This is a genomic window from Thermoflavifilum thermophilum, from assembly GCF_900116565.1.
Taxonomy (GTDB): domain Bacteria; phylum Bacteroidota; class Bacteroidia; order Chitinophagales; family Chitinophagaceae; genus Thermoflavifilum; species Thermoflavifilum thermophilum.
In genome coordinates this window covers 2541164-2564877 of sequence record NZ_FPCJ01000001.1, presented here as the reverse complement: position 1 = coordinate 2564877, position 23714 = coordinate 2541164, and the positions used below count along the sequence as shown (strand labels likewise).

Below are 23714 nucleotides of genomic sequence, written 5' to 3'. Positions count from 1 at the left end.
ATTCAATTCAAATATTTGTTCCATAACCAGTGGTTATGTTGAAAGAAGAACGACAAGCATATATCCTGAAACAAATCAATCTGCACAATAAAGTGTTATCATCACAATTGGCAGCTACACTTGGTGTTTCAGAAGATACGATTCTGCGCGACTTGAAAGAGCTGGCCAGCAAAGGCAGTATTGTGAAAGTGCATGGCGGAGCCGTAAGTCCTTCGTTTTATCATCCGCTCAATCATCATGTACCTACCTATGCCACTGAAGCCAAGAAGCAAATCGCACAGAAAGTGATTACACTCATCAAACATGATATGGTGGTGCTCACTGGCGGAGGCACCACTATGATTGAGCTTGCCAAAGCGATTCCGGATAATCTGCGGGCTACTTTTTTCACTATCAGCCCGCTGGTTGCTATTGAACTGGTTGCTCATCCCAATCTCACAGTAATCACCATTGGTGGCGAACTTTCCAAAGGATCTTACGTTCATATCGGAGCCAGCGTCATCAACCAGTTGCGCGATCTTCAGGCCGATCTTTGTTTGCTGGGTACAAACGGATTATCCATTGATAAAGGCATTACAGATTCAGATTGGGAAATTGTACAGGTGAAAAAAGCCATGATTCAGGCTTGTGAAAAGACAGCCATTCTTTGCATTTCTGAAAAACTGGATTCCTATCAGAAATTCAAAGTATGCACACTGGACAGCATTCACTATCTCGTCACCGAACTACCACCTGCATCTACGCTCTTGCAACCTTATGCCCAAAAACAACTCAGGATTCTGTAAAAAATAACATGCATGTACATGCATGTTATGGTGTTTGCGGATAGCCATTGGTGTAATAATCCAGCGTAATTTTTGTTTTGCTTGTGGCCAGCGTATCGTATTGTTTTCCTCTCACATACCAGGTATAGTTACGGGTTTGGGAAAGTGAAAGCGTTGCTTTGGCCAATGTAATACGTGTTCCTGTTTCCCGCACCAGATAGCTGCCTGCATAAGGAATTTTGATATAATCTTTCACGCCTTTGTAAGGCACAGCTGCAAACAAAACTGTGCTATCGGGCAGTGAAAGAATATCTATGGTTTGGTTGGATTGGATCAGATTCACACATTGTACCATTACATAACCGCTATCCGTGGGTTGAGTACGGTTCTCAACCACCACAAAAGGATCTTTGCTGATATCTCCACTCCAGATGATACCATAACGCTTACCACTTTCAATGCTTAAACTGGCCTGCGCTACGGGAGTAAATGTGGTATCACCATCTATGCTGACAGCCACGGTTCCCTGTCCGGGCACAAGGGCCGCATATTCAACCGTACCCGGGAATATGCCTGCATACGCCAGCCCGGTACCCGTAATTTTTTGCCCATTCCATAGAAACTGATAACTCTTTGTGGTGTTGGGTTCGCCGTTTACAAATTTCACGAATGCATAATCAGTTGCCGGATTCACAGGAATAGCAATCTGATTTTTTTTACATGCCTCCAGGCTGATGATGGTCAGAAATGCGAGTGATAAAATGTATTTCATATACAGCAATGATTTCAGTCATGAATAATTCAATAAAACCATTTTAAAAATATTCAGGGCTGGCTAAACCAGCATTCCAGCGTGTGGTAATCGGGCTGATCGGCGCCAATTTTTTTCAAAGCATTCATATTCCACACATATTCTGAATTATACCTGGGCCTGACGCGATAAGCAGGTTTACCATTGTTATCCACATACATCTGGCTGGGCAAAGGCAGGGTAAAGCCCGTGAACACCTGTTGTCCGGTTTTCGGATCGGTATCGGTGTAATGATATTTGCGCAAATCATTCCATACTTCCACAAAACCAAAACCCCACAGGGCAATGAATTTCTGGCACATAATCATCGATAACGTAAGCTGATTTGGATCGGTAGGAACGACCTGCAGATTGCCCAGATAACTTACTACAGCCGTATCGGTGAGCTTCAAGCCACAAAACTGGATATGAGCCTTGATGCCATTCTGATAGGCAGCCAGTGCCGTGGTCATATCTCCTTTTTTATAGGCTGCTTCGGCTTTGCAAAATTGTAATTCGGCGTAGGTCATAATCGGGAAGGGGCCTTCGCTGAATACATATTTGCCTGGATCGCCGTGCTGCGGTGAGCGGCTTAATCCATAGGGATTTAAAAGTGCGCGGCTGGTTACTGCCCGCGCGGTATCGCCCAGCACGGCATCGGCGCCTCGATACACACCTGCTGCATCGGTAACCAGCATCACGGGCATGCGCGGATCAGCCTGACCGAACACGGTTCCGTTCATCAGGTTTACAATGAATTGCGATTGCCGGTAAATGCTGAAGTTGTTGCGTGTGGGACTCAAAAAGTTCGCATCGGCCGACGAATTGCCATTAAAAGGCACCAGGAAGTTATCGGCATTGCTGGCAAAGGATTGATTGACCCAGGTGATAACCGAATCAGGATTGTAATACTGCGAACTTTTATTCGATAAAGTTTGCATGGCACGGGCTTTCAGCCCATATACAAATTTGATCCATTTGCTGCGATCGCCTTTATATACCAGATCGCCACGAGCCAGATTGGTTTGCGAAACACCTCCATCGGTCCGATTCAAATAAGCCAGGGCCGAATCACACAATGCAAAAACCGTTTGGTAGGCATACTGCTGGTCATCATAATCGTATTCCGACTTGTTGGGATCTTCAATGAAAGCATCTTTAATGATAATTGGACCATGATAATCGGTTGCTGTGAGCCAGCCCCAGGCTCGCAAGGCATACCCCACGCCCACATAATCCCATTGCTTAGCGTTCATGCCGTTTTCAATCATGCGGCTCAGGTTCATGCCCATATCAAAATACACCATGCGCCAGATCTGCCCCATGTTATCACTTGCTGGATAATACCCATACAAGTCGGCATTCGAACTGCCCGCATAGTAATGGAAGAAATTATCATAACACCCTAAATAACGGCCATCAAAGCCTACATCCACAGCCATCTTCGACAAGATAGGTGAAAGCCACAAAGCAGCTTCCACATTATCGGGATTGCTGGGATCACTATTGATATCCAGGTATTTTTTGCAGCTGCTCAACGACAAGGTCAGTCCACACAGCATCAACAGGCTAAACGCGTATGTACGAAACTTTTTCATATGCCAATGCATTTTGAAATGAAGAATTAAAAATTAAAAACGGGCATTTACCGTGAAATTGAACACACGTGGCTTGCCAACTACATTGTAATCAATTCCGGCTCCTCCTGAGCCCAACGTGGCCGGCGTGGTGCCATTTACATCCGGATCCTGCCCACTGTAATTGGTGATCATAAATAGGTTAGAAGATGATATGCTCACACTCAAGTCTTGAATGGTGTGTTGGCGACCTAACCATTTTTTGGGAAAATTGTACATCAGATACACATCACGCAGCCGAATCCAGTTTATATTCTTTTCTACAAAATCCGATTCCACGCTTACGTTGGAAAAATAATTGGAATTATACATCGGTGTAATTTGAATGGTGTTGGGAGTGGGTTTGGAAGAATTTTCCATTCCGTCTTTTAAAACACCTTTTACCACCACAGGCGTTTCGCGGTTCAGGGTAGCCGTACTTAAGCCCAGCCTATAAAGCTGAAGAGCCGTGGCATTGAATACATCACCGCCGCGACGGAAATCAAACAGAAAGGAAAGCGTAAAACCTTTCCATTCAAAACTATTGTTCACTCCACCCGTGAATTTCGGATTGCGATCACCCACCACCTGAAAACTATTGTCTTTTAAGGGATAACCGTTTAATGGATTAACCAGAATATCACCATTGTTGTTGCGCATCCAGGTAGCACCGGTGAAGGTGGTCAGCGGGCCGCCTACTTTCATGCCATTGCGCAGATTGCCATACAGCCAGGTATCAGAATTATAAAATTCCGTTACACCGGAAGGCAAACTCAAGAGCTTGCTGCGATTGAAAGCATAGTTGACCGTAATATTCCATTGCAAAGCCGAAGTTTGCACAGGAGTAGCTGTTAGCGTCAGCTCCAGCCCGTGGTTGGTGAGGCTTCCGCCGTTGATGGTGTAAAGCACAAATCCCGGAGCATAGGATTTACGCACCAGTGGCACAATCTGGTGAATGGATTTGGTTTTGTAGTATTCTCCATCTACAATCAGGCGGCTGTTGTAAAATTCCAGATGCGCCCCATAGGAATAAGAAGTGGTTTGTTCTGGACGAAGGTAAGGATTGGGGCCATTGAAGTTGAAGGCAAATCCCCCGCCGGTAGTGGTTTGCGGAAGCAAACCAGGATATACCTGATAGGGAGGCGCATCTTTACCCACTTGTGCTACAGAAGCGCGTAGCTTGCCAAAGTTGATGACCTGCTTCAAACCCGCAAGTGCAGGAATTTCGGTAAAAGCAAAGCTTAGATTTGCAGACGGGTAAAAGAAATGATTCCGACCAATGGGCAGGGTAGAAGTCCAATCATTTCGACCCGTGATTTGCAAATGAAAGATTTCTTTATATCCCAGATTGAATTCTCCAAACACGCCAATCAGGCGTTTCCGCACCAGGCTGGTAAGATTGCTGATGGTGAGTGGATTGGCGATATTCAAAGAAACAAAATCATTGACCAGAAAATTCTGTCCGCTTTGTGCCTCGGTGTGATTGCTGTTGTTATATACCGCATTTCCCAGCAGCAAAGAGGTATTCCATGATCCGAAATTATGCGAGGCCTTCACCAGCAGTTGTGTATAAAGGTTTTGCACAATGGACGTGTATTGATCAATACGACCTTTAAATTGATAAGCAAAGGTGGAATTGGCGTTGTAATAAATCATGCCATTGGTGGTGTAGGCATCGTTGCCGATACGGCCACTGATGGAAAGCCAACGCAGCGGATCGTAAGTAACACCAAAGTTGCCAATCATCCTTCGGGTCTTATCGTAAAAATGATTTTTGTTTACGGAAAAGAATGGATTATCATATTCCTGATCAGGTGTGTGATTGGGATACACAAGTTTTTTGGAACCATCCGGATTCAAATAATCGCGCACATCCATATAGGGTGGCCATAAATACAATCCCAATAAAAAGCTGGTAGGCCCTTTTTCTGCCTTGGTATTATCAGCCTGGATGTAAGAAATCGACGCATCGGTAGATAATTTGTTTGAAATCCGTGCATTCACGCGCAAAGCCACATTGATGCGCTTGTAATCCGTATTGGGCACCACTCCCTGATCGTCCAAATAACTGGATGATAAACGATACGTGATTTGGTTATTCCCACCGGAAAAAGATAGATTATGGGTTTGGCGAATACCCGTGCGGAAAAAATGATGGATATTATCGTAAAGCTGGGTGCCAGCCGGAATACGTGGACCGAAATAACTGACAGAACTGGGATCAAATACGCCGTTGAAACCCCGATCATAGACGCGCTGTACTTCCGGAAAACGATACAGCTTGGTGGTGGTGAGCGTACCATTGTAATCGACCGTGGGCTTGCCGGCCTTGCCCGATTTGGTGGTAATCACAATCGCTCCGCTGGTGGCTTCAATGCCATACAAAGCCGTAGCCTCAGGACCCTTCAATATGGTGATACTTTCAATATCATTCGGGTTGAGATCTGCAATCCGGTTCGTGAAATCAAATCGCCGATTGGCATAATCTACTGCGCTTTGATTGATTGAGGTCAACGAAGCCGTACTGAAAGTGGAATTATCAACTGGCACGCCATCTACAATAAACAATGGGGAATTGCTCAATCCAATGGAGTTAATCCCCCGCAACTGAATGGCATCTGAGGCGCCTGGCAAGCCACTGGTGCTGTTGACCGTCAATCCGGCCACCCGACCTTGCAATGCCGATACAAAATCCGTCCGATGCGTGTTTTCAATATCGGCACCACTGATTTTTTGCACCGCATATCCCAGCGTACGCTCCTGTTGCTGCTGCCCCAACGCCGTCACCACCACTTCATTCAATTGCGAACGGGTAGGTTGCAACGTAACCCGAAGGGTTGACTGGTCATCTACTTTCAGCTCCTGAGGTGCATAGCCAATAAAGCTGAATTGTAAGGTTTCTCCCGATGCAGCTGAAAGCTGAAAACGGCCGTTGACATCTGTTGTAGTGCCTCTGGTCGTACCTTTTACCTTGACGGTAACACCTACCAGAGGACTGCCATCAGGCGCCAATACCTGCCCTGAAAGCGTTTTTTCCTGAGCCAGGGCTACTGCAAAACTCATGGCTACAGCCAAGAAGCTGAGCCATAAGACACGAATGGGTAATGCTTTGGACATAAATAAAAGGTTTAAATGAAAGGTTTGCGTTTTTGTGCAAATTTTTTTTCGAAAAATACGCAGAATATCGATAATAAACAAGTTTTTAACAAAAAAAATTCCCGCGCAGCCAACCAATAGCCATTGAGGATTCGTTTCATGTAGCGGCTTGAGAAAAACCAGAGCAGGATTAACTGAAATTTTATTATGAGCATGATTAAACCCCCGATATTTTCGGATGTCTGAATTTCAAGACCAACCGAGCAAATGTGGCCAGAGAAAAAGGACAAGGGTTATAGTTAACTGCTGGTTAAAAAAAATAAAAAGGCATGCATTTTGTTTTTAACATTTCATCTTTCACCTTCAAAACTTTTCCACTATGAAAAACAAACATTTTTCATTTCCTGCCATCTTAATGGCTGCAGCAGCTTTGCTGGGTTTAGGACTCAGTTCCTGTCAGAAGTCCAGCAGCTCTGATACCATTCCACCTGATAAAAATCAGTTGGAAGTTCGTTTCACAGACGATGCAGGATTTTTCGACAGCATCGTGGTGGATATTCAAATGGTGGCCGTAAGGATTGATACTTCCCAAAGCAACGAAGGCCGGGAAGATCATCATCCGGAAGGCGAAGAATGGGGCGAACTGTTCGGGGATCATGATCAGGGATGGGAAGATCAGAATCCACACGCTATCTGGGATACCCTCAACATCCAGGCCGGGCAATACGATCTGATGCAGCTGAGCAATGGCGCTGATACCCTTCTGTCAAGTGATTACATCCCGAAAGGGAAAATCATTGCTATCCGGATCACGTTGGGCAGCAACAATTATCTTGTGAAAAACGGAGTTAAATATCCGTTGAATCTGATCAACGGATTTAACAATGTGTACATTCGGGTATATGGCGATCAGATTGCACAGGTGCATCCGGGATCTTACAGATTGTGGATTGATTTCGATGCAGGGCGGTCTGTGGTGAAAGTCTGGAATGGAACCTTTTACCTCAAGCCCTTTATTCGTGCTTTCGTAGTGTCGAATATGGGTACGGTGCAAGGATTTGTTTTGCCCATGGATGCCTATCCCGTGATCACATTGTATAACGACAAAGACACCCTGTATGCTTTGCCAAGAAAAGATGGATTCTTTAAAATCTGGGGTGTGGATGAGGGTACATATAGCCTGTTCATTAACACATCGAACGGATATCATGACACCACCCTCACCAACATACAGGTTACGGCAAGGCACATAACGGATATTGGCACCGTACATCTTTCGAAGTAAATATCCTGTTGAAAAACAGATTTTACCGTATAAGCACCCCGGCTGTAAGGTCGGGGTGTTTTTTTGCGCATATATACAAAAATGGAAATACCCCATTCGATATTTTCATCACATACAATCGGGCGAGTGTATATTTTTTAAGCCCTTCTCAAATTCAACCGATTGAGCAAAAGTTTGCATCTCCTGTAGATTGTCTGTATTTTACGGCCTTCAAAAAAATTCTTGTATGCCACCCATTTTCCATAATCAGGTCGCCAGGCGGATCCTTCTATTCAGCTGGATATTTTGTTTCCCATTCGTAACCCCATCCAAAGGCCAATCCATTGACACACCTGCTATCATTCCCCGGCCTGTATCCATGCATCTGCAGCCAGGCAATTTTATCTTGAATGACCAAACCAGGTACTGGCTTTCAGATGATTCTTTGCGACCAGATTGGGAAATATTTCAACAAGACATTCTACAGGCAACCGGGTTCAGGCTTTCACCCACTTCCCGGCTTTCACACCGAAATCTAATTGCCATTCACATATTACCTCAGCCTGATAATCGGCTGGGCCCGGAAGGCTATCGTTTATCCGTTTCGGCACAACAGGTTGAACTATCGGCCAAGACCCGTGCAGGTATTTTTTACGGCTTGCAAACCCTTTTGCAATTATTGCCTCCTCAAATTGAAAGTCACGAGCCTGTGAAACTGCCTGCATGGAGTATCCCTTGTGTGCAAATCGTAGATTATCCGCGCTTCCATTGGCGTGGACTGATGCTCGATGTAAGCCGGCATTTCTTTACCAAACAGGAAGTGGAAGCTTATATCGATGAAATGGCGCGGTTTAAGTTTAATGTGTTTCACTGGCATTTGAGCGACGACAATGGCTGGCGCATTGAAATCAAAGGGCTGCCCCGGCTCACCAATGTGGGGGCCTGGCGGGTGTCGCGCACGGGCGATTTCGGCACTTTTGACCCACCCCAACCAGGAGAACCTGCCAATGATGGTGGATATTACACCCAGGATGATATCCGGGAAGTAGTTGCCTATGCTGCACAAAGACATATCACCATCCTGCCGGAAATCGATGTGCCTGCGCACAGCCTGGCTCTGATTGCAGCATATCCAAGCTTGTCCTGCACAGGATTGCCCTACGCGGTAAATCCCGGAAGTCCGTTTTATCGCATCCTCGATAATGTATTGTGCACAGGCAAAGATTCTACTTACCTCATCCTGGATACCATCTTTGCCCAGATTGCCAGGCTTTTTCCCGGACCCTATATCCACGTAGGTGGAGATGAAGCCTATAAGGGATTCTGGGCACAGGATCCGCGTGATCAGGCTGAAATGCAACAAAATGGGCTTCATACGCTGGAAGAGCTGCAAGGTTATTTTGAGAGACGCGTGGAACAAATCATCATCAAACATGGCAAAAAGATGATTGGCTGGGACGAAATCCTGGAAGGAGGCCTGGCTCCCGAAGCTGCCGTGATGAGCTGGCGAGGTATTCAGGGGGGAATTGCGGCCGCCCAACTGCACCATGATGTGGTGATGAGCCCCTGGGGACATTGCTATCTCGATCTTTACCAGGGCGATCCGCTCGTAGAACCTAAAACTTACGGTATGTTGCGGCTCGACAGTGTATATTTCTATGAACCCGTTCCACCAGGCATAGACAGCAGCTATATCTTAGGCATTCAGGGTAACCTGTGGGCTGAACACGTGCCCAACCTGCGCCATGCGGAATACATGACCTGGCCCCGGGCACTGGCCATAGCCGAAGTGGGATGGACACCAGCCGCCGAAAAAAACTGGCCAGACTTTATCCATCGAGTGGAAGCCGAGTTTCCGCGTTTCGATGCACAGGAAGTGAAATATGCCACCAGCATGTATCAACCCATCATACAACCCGTACGCGACAGCCTCACGGCCGAACTGGAAGTGAAACTGCGGACCCAAATTCCCGGATTAACCATCTATTACTCCTTCGATGGCACAAATCCGGACAACTTCTATCCAGCTTATGCCCACACTCCCCTCCGTTTTCCAAAGGGAGCTACCGAGCTGCGTGTGGTGAGCTACCGCGGGAATAAGCAAATGAGCCCTGTAATCGTCATCACAAAAGATGCGTTACAAAAGCGGCTTTGATGCTACCATCCGGATCACTTTGCCCAGACCCACATGATAAAGGCCTTCCTGGAGGTGGACTTCACATTCTTCTAATCGCTTGAACTGAAGACCCTGAAAATCTTCGGCTATCTCTTCAAGGGAAAACAATACTTTTTCATCCTGAGGCCCACCTACGCCGGGATGCTTTTGCTGATAGGCTCGATGTGCCTTGCTGAATCCCTCCAGGATGATCGTACCTCCTGGTTTTAACAATCGCACCAAATGCCGATGATACGCGCTTCTCCGGGAAGCCGGGAAATGCGCAAATATGAGCCCAATCGCATCATAATTGGCTTCCGGAAAATGAAGTGTGTCCAGATCGCCCACCTGATAATGGATGTACACAGCCGCTTCCTGTGCTAAGCGCAAGGCTTTTTCCCTGCCTTTTTCGCTGATATCAAAAGCATCCACCTGCCAGCCTTTCCGGGCAGCATATACCGCATTTCGGCCTTCACCCTCGGCAGGCATCAACAGCCGCCCCGGTTGAAGAAGATCGATTTGTTCACGAAAAAAACTATTGGGTTCCTTGCCATACGCGTATTCCGGTTGGCTGTACCTTTCATCCCAAAATTGTTGTAAGCCCATATCGATAATTTTGAGTAAACTTCCTATTTTTTTTAAATCTGATTTATGCCATGTCTGTTCATACCATTTTAACTATTCGCGTACAGGCTCCTTCCAGACAATCTCGTTACAGATGGCTGGACCAGCAAACCCTTAAAATGGAAGTTTGCGCGCCTCGGGAAAAAGGAAAAGCAAATGAACAGTTGATTGCCGACCTGGCGGCCCATTTACAGATCAGCAGGCAGGATGTGCAGATCATCACCGGGTATCGGTCAACCATAAAAAGGATATCTATCCCGCTTTCCCTGGCAGAAATTCACCTGCGGATGCCTTAATGACTCGGATTTATCTGTTCGTTAAAATTCCGTAAGGAATAAACAGTCGGGCGTGTGCGATAAATTTTACCGTAATTTTGCTGACACGAATGCGACAGAATTTTCGGGCTTCAAACATCTTTCCATGAAACGTTTCCAAATTATCCTGCTGGTGCTTATCGCTATCGCAATTGGTGTCATCGTAAGCCTGGTAGGGGATTTCAGCACATACGAAACATTTGCTTCGGCAGCCCGTCACCCGGATAAGGAATATCGGGTGATTGGTGTACTCGACAAAGATTTGCCACAGATGTATGATCCACAGAAAGATCCCAATTATTTCAGCTTTTACGTGAAAGACAAAGCAGGCAATATCCGCAAAGTGGTGTACACGGGAAGCAGACCTACCGATATTGAACGGTCAGAACAGATTGTATTGACTGGCCACATGCAGGATAGCGTATTTCAATGTTCACAGATCCTGATGAAATGTCCCTCAAAGTATAAAAACGATCAAGTGGCCATAGGTCAGATGCCAGGCAGCAACTCTCATTCGGGTCAGTAATTTAAATCGTTTACATTGGATACGCATTATATAGGTGAGCATTTGCTTCCGGGTCGGCTGGGACATCTGGCGGTGATTATAGCTTTTATTTCCTCTCTGCTGGCTACTATTAGCTATGTAACGGCTGCCGTCAGGCAAAAACGTCAGCTGCCGGATCCGGATTCATGGAAACATTTGGGCCGGATTGCATTTATCATACAGGTAGCCGCTGTATTCAGCATTTTCGGATTGCTGGTGTGGATCATCAGCCAACATTATTTTGAATATTACTATGTATGGGAACACACGTCCCGCGATCTGGCTCCCAAGTTTCTGCTGGCCAGCATCTGGGAAGGGCAGGAGGGAAGCTTTCTGCTCTGGGCTATCTGGCATAGCGTGTTAGGATTGGTTTTAATCCGGTTTGCCAAAGAATGGGAAAGCCCGGTGATGAGCGTGATTTCGTTTGCCCAGTTTTGCATTGCTTCCATGTTACTCGGAATTTATTTCTGGGGATATCGGGTAGGAAGCAATCCGTTCATCTTGTTGCGCAATGCGGGTGTGATGCCTTTTGAACCCGGGCCCGACTATCTATCCATGATCCGCGATGGAGCCGGGTTAAACGCCCTGTTGCAAAATTATTGGATGGTGATTCATCCACCCGTATTGTTTTTGGGATTTGCCTCCACCATTGTACCTTTTGCCTATGCAGTTGCAGGGCTTTGGATGAAAAAAAACAACGAGTGGGTAAAACCGGTTTTGCCCTGGGGCGTATTTTCTGCCATGGTGCTGGGCACTGGAATTATGCTGGGTGGAGCCTGGGCTTATGAATCGCTCACCTTTGGCGGTTACTGGGCATGGGATCCGGTGGAAAATGCTTCCCTGGTGCCCTGGCTCACGCTGGTAGCCGGCATTCACACCCTGCTGGTATATAAGCATACAGGACATTCCCTGCGGGCCAGCTTTTTCTTTTTCATCATTTCTTTTATCCTGGTGCTATACAGCACATTCCTCACGCGCAGCGGCATCCTGGGTGATAGTTCTGTGCATGCCTTTACCGACCTGGGCATGAGCGGACAGCTGCTTGTATATTTGTTTGCATTTCTGGTGCCTGCATTGATATTATTTGCACTTAGATACAAAGAAATTCCCGCCCCGCACACAGAGGAGCCTCTGCACACCCGCGAATTCTGGATGTTTATCGGTTCACTGCTTTTGTTCATCTCGGCTGTGTTTATCTCATTTACAACATCCATTCCGGTATGGAATAAAATTTTTCATACCAACATGGCTGAGCCGGTGGACAGGGAATTTCATTATAACCGGATCCAGATTTTCATTGCGATTCTCATTGCATTGGGTACAGCCGTCGTGCAGTATTACAAATACCGACAAAATTCATGGCAATTTCTCCGCAAAAAAATAGCAGTGCCTACGGTTATCGCAATAGCGGCCTGCATTCTGTTTGGCTGGTTGAGTGATATTCATTACAACCGATACGGATTAGGATTTTTGATAGCTATTTATCTGCTCTTCTTTGTAAGCATCTATGCAGTAGTAGCCAATCTGGGTTATATCCTGATCATGCTCAAAGGGAGGCTCAGAAAAGCCGGTGCATCGGTTGCTCATGCGGGTTTTGCGCTGTTTCTCATTGGTGTGGTGCTGTCTTCAGCCAAAAAACAGGTGATTTCCATTGACCGGATGGGCATGATGGATGTGTTTGATTTCAGCAATAAAAATGAAAATCCACGCGAGAATGTATTTCTTCCTTTTGGTGTACCGGTGCAAATGGGCGATTACGAAGTAACCTATGTCGGTGATTCCACCGCTCCGGGTGATCCGAAGATTTATTATGCCGTACAATTTGCCGACAGGCAGCATCCAGATAAGCCTTTGTTTACGCTTTATCCGGATATCCTGAAAAACACAAAAGGCATGCAGGGCTATTCAGCTAACCCGCATACCGAACATTTCTGGAATAAAGATATTTTCACCTATGTCAATTATGCCAGCAATATTGAACCAGATCAAAGCGATACTGCACGTTATTATACCCATGAAATGAAGACTGGCGATACGGTGTTTCTGCAAAATGGCTATCTGGTTTTAAAATCGCTTTACCGAAACCCACAAAATCCGAATTATCATCCGGAGCCTCAGGATATAGCCGTAGCAGCCGAGCTGGATATTTTCAGCGGTGGAAAAACCTACACCGCCAGTCCGATTTACTACCTGCGGGGGCATGAGCAAGGCGCTGTGGATGATACAGTACAGCCCTTGCAGCTCTATTTGCATTTTGGAGGAATCGATCCTGCTGCCCAAAAAATCATGCTATCAGTGAAACAAATTCCTCCTAAAGATCATTTCATCGTACTGAAGGCTTATGTATTTCCGTTTATCAATATTGTATGGCTGGGGGTGGCGGTAACCATTCTGGGATTTCTGATAAGTCTTGTCCATCGCATTCGCCAGCAGATTGAAAAAGCAAAGATTGCTCAAAAAACAGTTTATGCAACAAAAGATGTGGAAGTTTAGCCTGCTGATCAGTTTGGCCCTGATCGGAAGTTTATGGATAAGCAGTTGCGGCCAGTCTGCATCACATGAACCCTGGACGGCAGCAGAGTTACTTTCGCCTGACACGCTGGCCGCCTGGGTGATGCATCCGGAGCAAAGTCCGCATCCCATCATTCTGGATGTAGGCCCGGCAGGCGTAATTCCTGGTGCCCGTGAATTAGGTCCGGCTCATGAAGCCGAAGGAATGGCTCATCTGAAATCCACCCTCAGCCAATTGCCTAAAAACAGCCTGGTGGTGATCTATTGCGGTTGCTGCCCCTTCAGCAAATGCCCGAATGTGCGGCCGGCTTTCCGGTTGGTGAAACAAATGGGATTTACCCACGCCCGGCTGCTGAATTTATCAGACAACCTGAAAAAAGACTGGATTGATAAAGGTTATCCGATAGAGAATCCTTGACAAAACTTTTTCTGCCGAATGAAATGTTAGGTTAAAAGCTGACACGGCTGGTCTTCGGGCTGACCGGAAAATGTAAATTTGTTGATGAAGTATTTTCCCGTCATGCGCCGGATCTGGTTGATGGTGTGTTTGTTGCTGGCAGGCCTTTCGGCCAGAGCCCAGAATCTGGATAGCCTGGTACGCCGGGCTATGGCTTCTCCACATCGCGGGCCTCACGATACCATTTTGGTGGCAGGCATTGTTATTGGCCATGATACCCTGCCTTACATCGGATTACCTGAAGTGGTGATTACGGCTGAAATGCCCAAAGCCCTGCGAAAGCGGCTGGAAGAATGGACACGCCTGCGTAATGCGGTATATGTAACCTACCCTTATGCCCGTGCAGCTTCCCGAATCCTGCGCGAAGCCGAAGCCCAGCTGGCTGCTATGCCCGATAAAAAATCTCGTAAAGCCTATATCAAGAAAAAGGAAGCCGAATTGCGGGCGACCTTTGGCCCTCAGATCGAAAATCTATCCGTTTATCAGGGTCGCATTCTTATCAAATTAATTTACCGGGAAACAGGCACCAGCTGCTATGATATCATCAAGGAAATGAAAGGTGGCTTTTCCGCACGCTTCTGGCAAACCATTGCTTTTTTCTTCGGAAGCAATCTGAAAAGCACTTACGATACCCAGGAGGATCGCGATATCGAAGCCATTGTACAGGAAATTCAGCACAATCCCTATTATCGGTACTATTGATAACAGGAAAAAATATTTAGCCTTTCATCGATTGCTCAAACGTTTCAACCATCTTTGAAGAGCCGATAAACAAGGGTGTACGCTGATGAATATCTTCCGGTACAATATCCAGTATCCGTCTGTTGCCATCTGTAGCTTTACCGCCTGCCACCTCAATGATAAATGCCATGGGATTGCATTCGTACATCAAACGCAATTTGCCTTCGGGTTTATCTTTTCGTGCAGGATATAAAAAGATACCTCCTTTGATTAAAATGCGATGGATGTCGGCCAACATACATCCGGCATAACGCAAGGCATACGGTTTTTTCCCATCCGTTTCACTCATGCAATAATCCACATATCGCTTTACAGGCGGATCCAGTTGAAAATAATACCGATGATCAAATGCATAAAATTCGCCCGTTTCGGGGATACGATAATTGGAAAAGCAATGATAAAATTCACCCACCGTATCATCGAGTGTAAAGCCATTCACACCTCTGCGGGTGGCATATACCAGCATGGTAGATGATCCATAAATAATGTATCCGGCAGCTACCTGTCGGGTGCCGGGCTGCAGAAAGTCTTCCATCCTGCAGGGGGTGCCTTGCGGAGTTACGCGCCGGTAAATGCCGAAAATGGTACCAATGCTGTTATTAACATCAATATTACCGGACCCATCCAGTGGATCCATCATCACCACATATTTCGATTGATTGTTTTGCGGATCATCAAACACAACCATGTCTTCCATTTCTTCCGATACAATACCTGCACAATGAATACCCGCTCGCAACACTTTGATGAATTCGTTGTTAGCATAGGCATCCAGCTTTTGTACTTCTTCACCTTGCACATTGGTGCGTCCTGCATTACCTAAAATATCTACAAGGCCTGCTCTCCTTACTTCTGCATTTACCCGTTTAGCTGCCAACCCGATGCTGCGCAGCAAGCCTGATAATTCGCCGGTGGCATGGGGAAACAAACGCAATTGCTGAATGGTAAATTCATCAAGTGTAAGGAAATGATGATGTTCGCGCATAACGGGTTTTTCGTTAAAGATAAAACAGAATGTGCATCTATCTTCTGCTATCGTTGTATTTTCGCATACATTTATTGCAAACGTTATCAGGATGAAGATTTTTAAATTTGGTGGTGCAAGCCTTCAAAATTATTCACGTATTCAGTTGGTGCTGGATATTTTGCAAACCACTTCCCACAGGCCGCTGGTAATCGTAGTTTCGGCCATGGGCAAAACCACCAATGCGCTGGAAAAAGTAGTGGAATATGCCTTTCATCAGCAACCGGATCTTTCCCTTCAGATGCTGGATGATATTGTAGCCCGCCATACCGAAATCATACATGAACTTTTTCCTGAAGGGAATGCCCAGCTCTTGCAACAAATGCAAGCATTTCTGGATCCAGTCCGGAATTTATTGATACAACCGCTGGGAAAAAACTATGATGCATTTTATGATCAGGTAGTGAGTGTGGGTGAAATGCTGTCGTCGCTCATCATCAGCGCCTGCCTGCACCGGTTGCAGATTAGCCATGATTGGATGGATGCACGCACAATTATTCATACAGATGCGCGATACCGCGAAGCAGAGTTAGATTGGCAGTTAACCCGAAAGGCTGTTGCTGAGAAATTCATTCCCGTTCTGCAACAAAAGGGCTGCGTACTTACACAGGGATTTATAGGCTCTGCACCTGATGGGAGCACCACCACGTTGGGTCGCGAAGGGAGCGACTATACAGCTGCCATTCTGGGACATTTGCTGGATGCAGAAAGTGTAACGATATGGAAAGATGTACCAGGTTTGCAAAATGCTGATCCGAAGCTTGTTCCAAATACAACCACCATTCCGGAAATTTCTTATCGCGAAGTCATTGAAATGGCTTATTACGGGGCACAAGTCATCCATCCCAGAACGATTCAACCTCTTCAGCAAAAAAATATCCCTCTGTTGGTCAAATGTTTTCTGGATAAGCAAATGCCTGGAACCCGCATCCATGAACGGATGCCCGATGAACCCCTTCCTCCGATTATTGTATGGAAGAAAAATCAGGTTTGGGTAGAATTTACCACGCGCGATTTTTCATTTATTACCGAACATCGCATCAGTAAACTATATCAGGTATTTCATCAATTGCATATCAAAATCAACTTGATGCAAAATGGTGCTATTAGCTTTTCCTGTTGCATGGATCATCAGCCTGAAAAATTAAATGCCCTGATTCATGACCTGCAGCATGATTTTGAGATACAATACCGGGAAGGCATGGAGCTGCTTACCATCAGGCATCCGCAAAACGGATGGCATCAGGAATTGATTCGTGATTATCTGGTTTGGGTTGAACAAAAAAGCCCCAATACCTTGCAGATAGTTATACAACATACATCCCAGGCATCCATACCAATAGTTCCTGTACATTGAATTAAATTTGTGCATGGCCAGAAAGGTAGAGGCACATCTGCATGCATTATCTCATTACCTTCCTGAAGGAGCATTACCGCGTGTATTGGATTATCTGCAACAATATAAAGTACACCTGACCATCACATTACCCAGGCAAACGGTACTGGGCGATTACCGTCATCCAGATGATTACAGCGGACATCGTATTTCCATTAACGGCAATCTGAATCGGTATGAATTTTTGATTACCTTATTGCATGAGCTGGCTCATCTTATTGTATTCATACAACATGGCAACCGCGTGGAAACACATGGTGCTGAATGGCAAGCTGTTTATGCCCGTTTGCTGAAGGAATTTATGGCTTTGCAAATTTTCCCGAATGATATTGAACATGTATTGAATCAAACCCTGCAACGACCGGCTGCTACCAAAGCAGGCGAACAGGCATTGGCTCGTGTATTGCGAAAATATAATCCACATAAGGATGGCATGGTACTCATTGAAGAATTGCAATTGGGTGAATGGTTTACAGCTGAAGATGGAAAATTGTATGAGCGGGGACCCAAACTGCGTACTCGCTACAAATGCAAACAACTGGATACCGGCAGGGAATACCTCTTTCATGCTTTGTATGAAGTGAAAAGATGGACAGAGAATAAACAGCAAGAATCGGAAAAATGATTATTGCCAGATGTTTACAGATACAAGTAATAAGGGCTCAACCATTGTCTGAACAACGAAGTATAATTACCCTGATGATCCTGATAAATTAATACTGTTGAATTAAAATGTGTTTTTTGCCTGGAATATATCTGTGCGACTACATGTGAATTTTGCATGCCAGCGCGGGCGTACATCTGGCATTCGTCAGCCGGATATAATCCATACAACAACGCTAAATGATACAATTCTTTCTTACGTTGTGTAGGAAGCAGCACGGCAAACCATCCTGTATCGGCAAGATGCTGATCTGCAAAACACAACAGCTCTTCCAGCCTGAGCTGATGATCATGAAAGGCCAACGCTCTTTTCTCATTCACTGAAGAAAGCTGCCGATGAAAAAAAGGGGGATTGCAGATGATAAGATCCACTGGTTTTGCACTGACCCATGAACGTGCATCTGCATGAACAGCCTGCAGATGATGGCTCCAGGGGCTAAGAGCAAAATTCTCTCTGGCTTGCTCATAGGCAGCTTCATCGGTTTCCAATGCCGTAATCTGATAGGGTGGAATCAGTTGCTGCGCAAGCATCAGCGAAAGCAGGCCTGTACCGCTGCCTACATCCACAATATTGGCAGGCATCAGGGCATGCGTGCGGATGAAATGCGCTACATACGCACCAAATACACAGGCATCGGTAGTTACTTTCATGCCGCACCGATGCTGATGAATGGTGAATTGTTTAAACCGGAAACAAGACTGCGACATATTGCAAAATTAACCACAATCCTGTGCCATATTCATCCAAACATTTTCCTGCCTTCATAGATATTGTGCTTTTAAAAATTTATGCTGACCTATAATTTTGAATAAAAATTTTGATGTGTCCATTTTGTAAGAAAAAGCCCGAAGATTACTTTGCAGAAAGTCAGCATTTCGCAGCTATTTACAATCTTGCACCTATTGTGCCTGGCCACTCGCTTGTCATTCCCAAGCAACATGTCGAAAGCTTGTTTGATTTGCCGGACGAAGCATTCGTTGAAATGATGAAATTCAGCAAGCGAATCATGAAATTCCTTTGTGATTATTTTCACACGAATGCCTTCGATTGGGCTATTCAGGAAAAGCCACCTGCTGGCCAATCGGTCGCTCATCTCCACTTGCATCTGATTCCCAGATACGAGAATGATTTACCTTTGCCGGGCGACTGGTATGTGCAAATGGTGGCATCAGAGAAACAGCAAATTGATGTTCACATGCGTGCAAGGCTGAGTGAAGAGGCATTACAGCAAATGACTGAAAGGCTAAAACAAGCTGCTGCAGCTTATTTTACATCAAACTGAAAAGATTTGCCATGAATACATATTCCATTACCGGCAGCTATACAGATTTATATGAAATGGTAATGGCGCAGGCTTATTTTCTGGAAAACCGCCATCATACGCCGGCTGTATTTGATTATTTTTTTCGCAAAATCCCTTTTGATGGTGGGTATGTGATATTTGCCGGATTGCATGAGTTGCTGGATATGCTGGAAGAATGGACTTTTTCCGAACAGGATATGGATTATCTGCGTGAGACATTGCACTTGCATCCGGCCTTTCTGGATTATTTGCGTGAATTCCGCTTTCATGGCAACATATATGCCTGCAGGGAAGGGGAGGTGGTATTCCCTTTTGAGCCAGTGGTACGGGTGGAAGCTTCAATTCTCGAAGCCCAGCTACTGGAAACCCTGTTACTGAACATTTTGAACTTTCAGTCGCTGATCGCTACCAAAGCAGCCCGCATCCGGTATGTAAGCGGGAGTAAAGTATTAAGTGAATTTGGTTTCAGGCGCGCACAGGGGCTGGCTGGGATTATGGCTGCCAGAGCCGCTGTAATTGGAGGTTTTCAGTCAACCAGCAACGTATATGCCGGCGAGCGATATGGTATTCCGGTAGTGGGCACCATGGCACACTCGTTTGTCCAAAGTTATGAAAGCGAACTTGCCGCATTTCGGGCTTTTGCGAAGCATCATCCAGAGGGCTGTATTTTTCTGGTCGACACCTACGACACATTGCATAGTGGCATTCCAAATGCCATTGCGGTAGCCAAAGAAATGGAACAGGAAGGGAAACGTGCACTGGGTATTCGGCTCGACAGTGGCGACCTGGCGTATTTATCGCGCAAGGCACGTGCCATGCTCGATGAGGCTGGATTGACGTACATGAAAATCGCCGTATCCAATCAACTGGATGAATATCTGATCCGCAGCCTGCATGAACAAGGTGCCCCCATTGATATTTTTGGCGTAGGCACCAAACTGGCCATCGGCCATCCCGATGCCGTGCTCGACGGAGTGTACAAGCTTTGTGAAGTGAATCATTTACCTACCATCAAATTATCGGAAAACCTCACAAAAATGAATCTGCCCGGGAAAAAACAGGTTTACCGTGTGTTCAACTCTGATGCTCAATTTCTGGGTGCCGATGTAATTGCCGCTACAGACGAAAATGAAGCGGAGCTGCTGATCATGCATCATCCATTTGAACCTGGCAAATCAAAAAAAATCAAAGGATATCCGCTTGAACCGTTATTATTTCCGATGATGAAAAATGGGAAACGTATCTCACCCCGTCCTGCTCTTCAGGAAATTGCAGCCTATGCTCAGAAACGCCTGCAACAGCTGCCACCAGAATACAAACGGTTTGAATTCCCGCATGTATACAAGGTAGGGCTTAGTGAAAAACTGCTGCAGCTGCGTGATCAGCTGCGGGCCCAATACCAGCATTCCTGGATGAATCATGATACCTAAATTGCCATGCTTCAGGATGGTTGTACTTCCGGGCATACTGAAACTGCCCACCATACTTCATCTGAAAGCTCAACCAAATAATGCAAAAGATTTGCTATTTTAGAGGCTATGCAGGCATTGATACTGGTAGATATTCAACAGGATTTTTTACCCGGTGGTGCACTGGCTGTGCCGGAAGGTGATCGCATCATTCCTGTGGTGAACGAAATGCAGGCTGATTATCCGCTGGTGATTGCAACACAGGACTGGCATCCGGTAAATCACATGAGTTTTGCCGTAAATCATCCGGGCCACAAGCCTTTTGATGTCATCGAATGGAAAGGGATGCCACAAACGCTCTGGCCTGTTCATTGCGTGCAGAACAGCCCGGGCGCTGAATTTTCACCCTTGCTGCAAACCGATAGAGTAGAAGCTATTTTCAGAAAAGGAACTGATCCGGACATAGACAGTTACAGCGGATTTTTCGATAATGGCCATCTCAAATCCACGGGTCTAACAGGTTATTTGCGTGAAAAAGGTGTGGATGAAGTGGTAATTGCCGGCCTTGCAGGTGATATTTGCGTGTTTTATACAGCCATGGATGCCCTTCAACAAGGTTTTAAGGCTACGATCATCCGCAAGGCTGTACAACCATTGCATGAAAAAGACTTTCAGGAACGCATGCAGCAATTTCAGGCAAAAGGAGGAAAGTTTATCTCCGGCTAATTGAATCACCTGTTATTTCAGATTACTGCCTGGTTTGTGTTTGATAAGTTTGCGCATCCGACGTGTGAGTCGTTCCAGGCTTTCAATGGGCTGGGGAAGGCCTCCAGCATACAAATCATTCATACGCATAGCAAGTTCGTGTTCTTCAAAAATCCGCTGCCCCGGATATAACAACAGAAAATTCTGTTCTGTAAAATGCTTGTTCAGCTTATCTCCCAGATGATCCATTGCTGGCTGATGGGAGAGGGTACCTTTTCTTGCACTGACCACCCATAGCCAATCGTCGCGCCCCACATCACGAGCTGCAATCAGAAAATCTTCCATATCTTCAAACAACACAAAGCTGGGTTTCACAACAGGTTTGATATTTTCCAGCAAATTGAGCAAAGGCGGAATACTGGGTTCTGCACAGTAAATCAGCGGATTAGCGCCAATTTCATAGCTAATGCGTTTTAGCTTCATAACCCATTGCTGAAAGCCGATTTCATATTCTGCATTTCGGGGTACAATCACTACAATTTTGCGTGCTGTATTCAGGGGAAGCGCGAAATTGCATACATATACCGATTGCCATACTTCCTGCACAAGGCTCCCCAGCGTGTTCCCAAAAATCCACTCCAGCGTGCGCTTGCGGCTGCTCCATCCCAACACCAAATCAGTGACCATCAATTCTTTGGTGGCACGTGCAATACCACTTACCGTATTTAAATCAATCCTTGTAACCACCTGCACCTTATGATTTGTAGCAGCTGCACGCCTGACGGCCTCTTCCAGCATGCGATTGCGAATCAGCACTTCATCACTTGCCTTTTCATTATCCTTGATTACGGAAAGGGCAAACACAGGATGTTCTCTTTCCGAAGCTTTGAGCATCAGCGCAAAATCAAGCAACCGTTCAATGGTTTGTGGGTTCGAAATAGCTACCATCACCACATCGCGATCTTCTTCCCGTTCGGGTGTTTTTTGTGCTTCGCTGATGGCCAGTTTCTTTCCAGAAGTTTCTGTTGCAAAAGAAGCCACTAAACAAGTAAATAAAATCAATACAATAGTTCCGTTGAGAATTTGTTCATCGACCAAACCCACTTTATAACCCGTCAGAATCACTGCAAGCGTAGCAGCGGCATGTGCACTGGTAAGCCCAAAAATCACACCCCGCTGAGATGCATCATAATGAAAAATTTTCTGAGCCAGAAAAGCAGCAAGAAATTTCCCAACAATGGCAGATGCCGTCAATGTAATAGCTACCAGCCACGATTCCCATCCCTGAAACAAAATATGCACATCCACCAGCATGCCCACCCCAATCAAAAAGAATGGGATAAACAAAGCGTTGCCCACAAACTCCAACCGATTCATCAATGGAGATGTATGGGGTATTAATCGATTCAGAGCCAGGCCAGCCATAAATGCACCAATAATCGCTTCCACGCCGGCAACTTCAGCCATAAAACCCGCCAGGAAAACCATGCCCAGGACAAACATGAAATGTGAGATTTCATCATCGGACACATGCCTGAAGAACCAACGTCCAATAGCCGGAAAGCTCAGAAATATCAAGGCTACAAACAACACAATGGCTGCACAGAGCTTTACCCAGAATGAAGCTGTGATATTACCTTCAGCATATCCTGTAATGACAGCCAGAATCAGCAAAACCAGCGTATCTGTGATAATTGTGGCACCCACAGCTATAGCTACGGCCTCATTGCTGATAATCCTTAATCGACTGGCTATCGGATAGGCTACCAGGGTATGGGTAGAAAACATGCTTGCAACTAAAATAGAGCTTATCAGCGACAGATGCAACACACGCTCACATACCCAAAAACCAATAACAAAAGGGAAAGCAAAGGTGAATACGCCAAATAAAATACTTTTATGTTGATTTTTTTTAAACTCATTTAAATTTAATTCCAGCCCTGCTAAAAACATAATGTACAACAATCCAACCGTACCAAATAGATTGATACTATTTCCTTTTTGCAATAAATCACCCTCCAGAATATTGAATCCATGATGCCCGAGTATGATACCAGCCAGAATCAGACCAATTATACCAGGTATACGCAATTTCTTCATCAACAACGGCGCCAGCAAAATCACAAACAACACAATACAAAATACCAAAACCGGATCTTGCAGGGGCAAATGAAAACTTATGGCTAAAAAAGGGAAGTCCATGCATAAAAGGTTTAACCAAAAAAAATGCTGATTTCGCTTTTTGCAAAATAGGAAAATCTTTTCAGCCAATAGTCATATTTTCTTTGCTGGCCGTGCATTTCCGCTTCGTTTCCTATATTTGCACAACATCTTTTC

20 protein-coding genes are annotated in these 23714 nt (G+C 45.6%); 13 read left to right on the top strand and 7 right to left on the bottom strand.

Features of this window, described 5'->3' with window-relative positions:
• Positions 1–35 precede the first annotated feature (35 nt).
• On the top strand, positions 36–785 hold the full coding sequence (locus tag BM367_RS10880) for a DeoR/GlpR family DNA-binding transcription regulator (RefSeq protein ID WP_092460438.1): 750 nt from the start codon (positions 36–38) through the stop codon (positions 783–785).
• Between the two features lie 25 nt (positions 786–810).
• Here BM367_RS10880 and BM367_RS10875 read toward each other — a convergent pair whose 3' ends face one another.
• Genes BM367_RS10875 through BM367_RS10865 form a run of 3 tightly spaced genes read right to left on the bottom strand, consistent with a single transcriptional unit; the run spans position 811 to position 6287 of the window.
• The gene (locus BM367_RS10875) at positions 811–1536 is read right to left on the bottom strand and encodes a DUF4397 domain-containing protein (RefSeq protein ID WP_092460436.1); all 726 of its coding nucleotides are present in this window, start codon (positions 1534–1536) and stop codon (positions 811–813) included.
• Positions 1537–1589: 53 nt separating this feature from the next.
• The gene (locus BM367_RS10870) at positions 1590–3152 is read right to left on the bottom strand and encodes a SusD/RagB family nutrient-binding outer membrane lipoprotein (protein WP_092461037.1); all 1563 of its coding nucleotides are present in this window, start codon (positions 3150–3152) and stop codon (positions 1590–1592) included.
• Between the two features lie 33 nt (positions 3153–3185).
• Positions 3186–6287: a SusC/RagA family TonB-linked outer membrane protein gene (locus BM367_RS10865; protein ID WP_092460434.1), complete on the bottom strand. Its 3102-nt coding sequence runs from the start codon at positions 6285–6287 to the stop codon at positions 3186–3188.
• Between the two features lie 358 nt (positions 6288–6645).
• Here BM367_RS10865 and BM367_RS10860 point away from each other — a divergent pair, with 358 nt between their 5' ends.
• Together BM367_RS10860 and BM367_RS10855 are read left to right on the top strand one after the other, a co-directional pair.
• A complete protein-coding gene (locus tag BM367_RS10860; RefSeq protein WP_092460432.1) occupies positions 6646–7551 on the top strand; it encodes a DUF4382 domain-containing protein in 906 nt (301 codons plus the stop codon).
• A gap of 226 nt (positions 7552–7777) precedes the next feature.
• Positions 7778–9685 (top strand): beta-N-acetylhexosaminidase, encoded by a 1908-nt coding sequence (locus BM367_RS10855; protein WP_092461036.1) that lies wholly within the window; start codon positions 7778–7780, stop codon positions 9683–9685.
• Here BM367_RS10855 and BM367_RS10850 read toward each other — a convergent pair.
• Complete coding sequence (locus tag BM367_RS10850) at positions 9668–10291, bottom strand: class I SAM-dependent methyltransferase (RefSeq protein WP_092460430.1); 624 nt, start codon at positions 10289–10291, stop codon at positions 9668–9670. The genes BM367_RS10855 and BM367_RS10850 overlap by 18 nt on opposite strands.
• Before the next feature lie 50 nt (positions 10292–10341).
• Here BM367_RS10850 and BM367_RS10845 point away from each other — a divergent pair, with 50 nt between their 5' ends.
• From BM367_RS10845 to BM367_RS10825, 5 genes are all read left to right on the top strand, one after another.
• Positions 10342–10605 carry a DUF167 domain-containing protein gene (locus tag BM367_RS10845; RefSeq protein ID WP_092460428.1) on the top strand — a complete coding sequence of 88 codons (264 nt, stop codon included), beginning with the start codon at positions 10342–10344 and terminating at the stop codon, positions 10603–10605.
• A gap of 124 nt (positions 10606–10729) precedes the next feature.
• The gene (locus BM367_RS10840) at positions 10730–11149 is read left to right on the top strand and encodes a cytochrome c maturation protein CcmE domain-containing protein (protein WP_092460426.1); all 420 of its coding nucleotides are present in this window, start codon (positions 10730–10732) and stop codon (positions 11147–11149) included.
• 15 nt (positions 11150–11164) lie between these two features.
• The gene (gene ccsA, locus BM367_RS10835; protein ID WP_092460424.1) at positions 11165–13660 is read left to right on the top strand and encodes a cytochrome c biogenesis protein CcsA; all 2496 of its coding nucleotides are present in this window, start codon (positions 11165–11167) and stop codon (positions 13658–13660) included.
• Positions 13635–14096: a rhodanese-like domain-containing protein gene (locus BM367_RS10830; RefSeq protein WP_143104016.1), complete on the top strand. Its 462-nt coding sequence runs from the start codon at positions 13635–13637 to the stop codon at positions 14094–14096. The genes ccsA and BM367_RS10830 overlap by 26 nt, the downstream gene beginning before the upstream one ends.
• Positions 14097–14180: 84 nt before the next feature.
• Positions 14181–14837: a DUF4294 domain-containing protein gene (locus tag BM367_RS10825; protein ID WP_177224210.1), complete on the top strand. Its 657-nt coding sequence runs from the start codon at positions 14181–14183 to the stop codon at positions 14835–14837.
• A 16-nt stretch (positions 14838–14853) separates the two neighbouring features.
• Here BM367_RS10825 and fbp read toward each other — a convergent pair whose 3' ends face one another.
• Positions 14854–15861: a class 1 fructose-bisphosphatase gene (gene fbp / locus BM367_RS10820; protein WP_092460421.1), complete on the bottom strand. Its 1008-nt coding sequence runs from the start codon at positions 15859–15861 to the stop codon at positions 14854–14856.
• A gap of 91 nt (positions 15862–15952) precedes the next feature.
• Between fbp and BM367_RS10815 the strand changes: the two genes are divergently transcribed.
• Positions 15953–17257 (top strand): aspartate kinase, encoded by a 1305-nt coding sequence (locus BM367_RS10815; protein WP_092460419.1) that lies wholly within the window; start codon positions 15953–15955, stop codon positions 17255–17257.
• Between the two features lie 13 nt (positions 17258–17270).
• Positions 17271–17921: a SprT-like domain-containing protein gene (locus BM367_RS10810; protein ID WP_092460418.1), complete on the top strand. Its 651-nt coding sequence runs from the start codon at positions 17271–17273 to the stop codon at positions 17919–17921.
• Positions 17922–17935: 14 nt separating this feature from the next.
• On the opposite strand, the gene BM367_RS10805 is transcribed toward BM367_RS10810, so the two are convergent.
• Positions 17936–18667 carry a tRNA1(Val) (adenine(37)-N6)-methyltransferase gene (locus tag BM367_RS10805; protein ID WP_092460416.1) on the bottom strand — a complete coding sequence of 244 codons (732 nt, stop codon included), beginning with the start codon at positions 18665–18667 and terminating at the stop codon, positions 17936–17938.
• 113 nt (positions 18668–18780) lie between these two features.
• On the opposite strand from BM367_RS10805, the gene BM367_RS10800 reads away from it, so the two are divergent.
• From BM367_RS10800 to pncA, 3 genes are all read left to right on the top strand, one after another.
• Positions 18781–19242, top strand: a complete 462-nt coding sequence (locus BM367_RS10800; RefSeq protein ID WP_092460414.1) for an HIT family protein — start codon at positions 18781–18783, stop codon at positions 19240–19242.
• An 11-nt stretch (positions 19243–19253) separates the two neighbouring features.
• Entirely contained in the window at positions 19254–20693 is a 1440-nt protein-coding gene (locus tag BM367_RS10795) for a nicotinate phosphoribosyltransferase (protein WP_092460412.1), read from the top strand.
• 108 nt (positions 20694–20801) lie between these two features.
• Positions 20802–21398, top strand: coding sequence for a bifunctional nicotinamidase/pyrazinamidase (gene pncA / locus BM367_RS10790; protein WP_092460411.1), 597 nt, complete (start codon positions 20802–20804; stop codon positions 21396–21398).
• A 12-nt stretch (positions 21399–21410) separates the two neighbouring features.
• On the opposite strand, the gene BM367_RS10785 is transcribed toward pncA, so the two are convergent.
• Entirely contained in the window at positions 21411–23579 is a 2169-nt protein-coding gene (locus BM367_RS10785) for a cation:proton antiporter (RefSeq protein WP_092460409.1), read from the bottom strand.
• Positions 23580–23714: the final 135 nt, after the last annotated feature.

Excerpts from the sequence above, each read along its gene's own strand:
- BM367_RS10810 (WP_092460418.1), top strand. The coding sequence starts at position 17,271 with ATGGCCAGAAAGGTAGAGGCACATCTGCATGCATTATCTCATTACCTT.
- pncA (WP_092460411.1), top strand. The coding sequence starts at position 20,802 with ATGCAGGCATTGATACTGGTAGATATTCAACAGGATTTTTTACCCGGT.
- BM367_RS10855 (WP_092461036.1), top strand. The coding sequence starts at position 7,778 with ATGCCACCCATTTTCCATAATCAGGTCGCCAGGCGGATCCTTCTATTC.
- BM367_RS10800 (WP_092460414.1), top strand. The coding sequence starts at position 18,781 with ATGTGTCCATTTTGTAAGAAAAAGCCCGAAGATTACTTTGCAGAAAGT.
- BM367_RS10880 (WP_092460438.1), top strand. The coding sequence starts at position 36 with ATGTTGAAAGAAGAACGACAAGCATATATCCTGAAACAAATCAATCTG.
- BM367_RS10865 (WP_092460434.1), bottom strand. The coding sequence starts at position 6,287 with ATGTCCAAAGCATTACCCATTCGTGTCTTATGGCTCAGCTTCTTGGCT.
- BM367_RS10795 (WP_092460412.1), top strand. The coding sequence starts at position 19,254 with ATGAATACATATTCCATTACCGGCAGCTATACAGATTTATATGAAATG.
- BM367_RS10830 (WP_143104016.1), top strand. The coding sequence starts at position 13,635 with ATGCAACAAAAGATGTGGAAGTTTAGCCTGCTGATCAGTTTGGCCCTG.
- BM367_RS10860 (WP_092460432.1), top strand. The coding sequence starts at position 6,646 with ATGAAAAACAAACATTTTTCATTTCCTGCCATCTTAATGGCTGCAGCA.
- BM367_RS10845 (WP_092460428.1), top strand. The coding sequence starts at position 10,342 with ATGTCTGTTCATACCATTTTAACTATTCGCGTACAGGCTCCTTCCAGA.
- BM367_RS10875 (WP_092460436.1), bottom strand. The coding sequence starts at position 1,536 with ATGAAATACATTTTATCACTCGCATTTCTGACCATCATCAGCCTGGAG.
- BM367_RS10850 (WP_092460430.1), bottom strand. The coding sequence starts at position 10,291 with ATGGGCTTACAACAATTTTGGGATGAAAGGTACAGCCAACCGGAATAC.
- BM367_RS10815 (WP_092460419.1), top strand. The coding sequence starts at position 15,953 with ATGAAGATTTTTAAATTTGGTGGTGCAAGCCTTCAAAATTATTCACGT.
- BM367_RS10825 (WP_177224210.1), top strand. The coding sequence starts at position 14,181 with ATGAAGTATTTTCCCGTCATGCGCCGGATCTGGTTGATGGTGTGTTTG.
- BM367_RS10870 (WP_092461037.1), bottom strand. The coding sequence starts at position 3,152 with ATGAAAAAGTTTCGTACATACGCGTTTAGCCTGTTGATGCTGTGTGGA.
- BM367_RS10785 (WP_092460409.1), bottom strand. The coding sequence starts at position 23,579 with ATGGACTTCCCTTTTTTAGCCATAAGTTTTCATTTGCCCCTGCAAGAT.
- BM367_RS10805 (WP_092460416.1), bottom strand. The coding sequence starts at position 18,667 with ATGTCGCAGTCTTGTTTCCGGTTTAAACAATTCACCATTCATCAGCAT.
- fbp (WP_092460421.1), bottom strand. The coding sequence starts at position 15,861 with ATGCGCGAACATCATCATTTCCTTACACTTGATGAATTTACCATTCAG.
- BM367_RS10840 (WP_092460426.1), top strand. The coding sequence starts at position 10,730 with ATGAAACGTTTCCAAATTATCCTGCTGGTGCTTATCGCTATCGCAATT.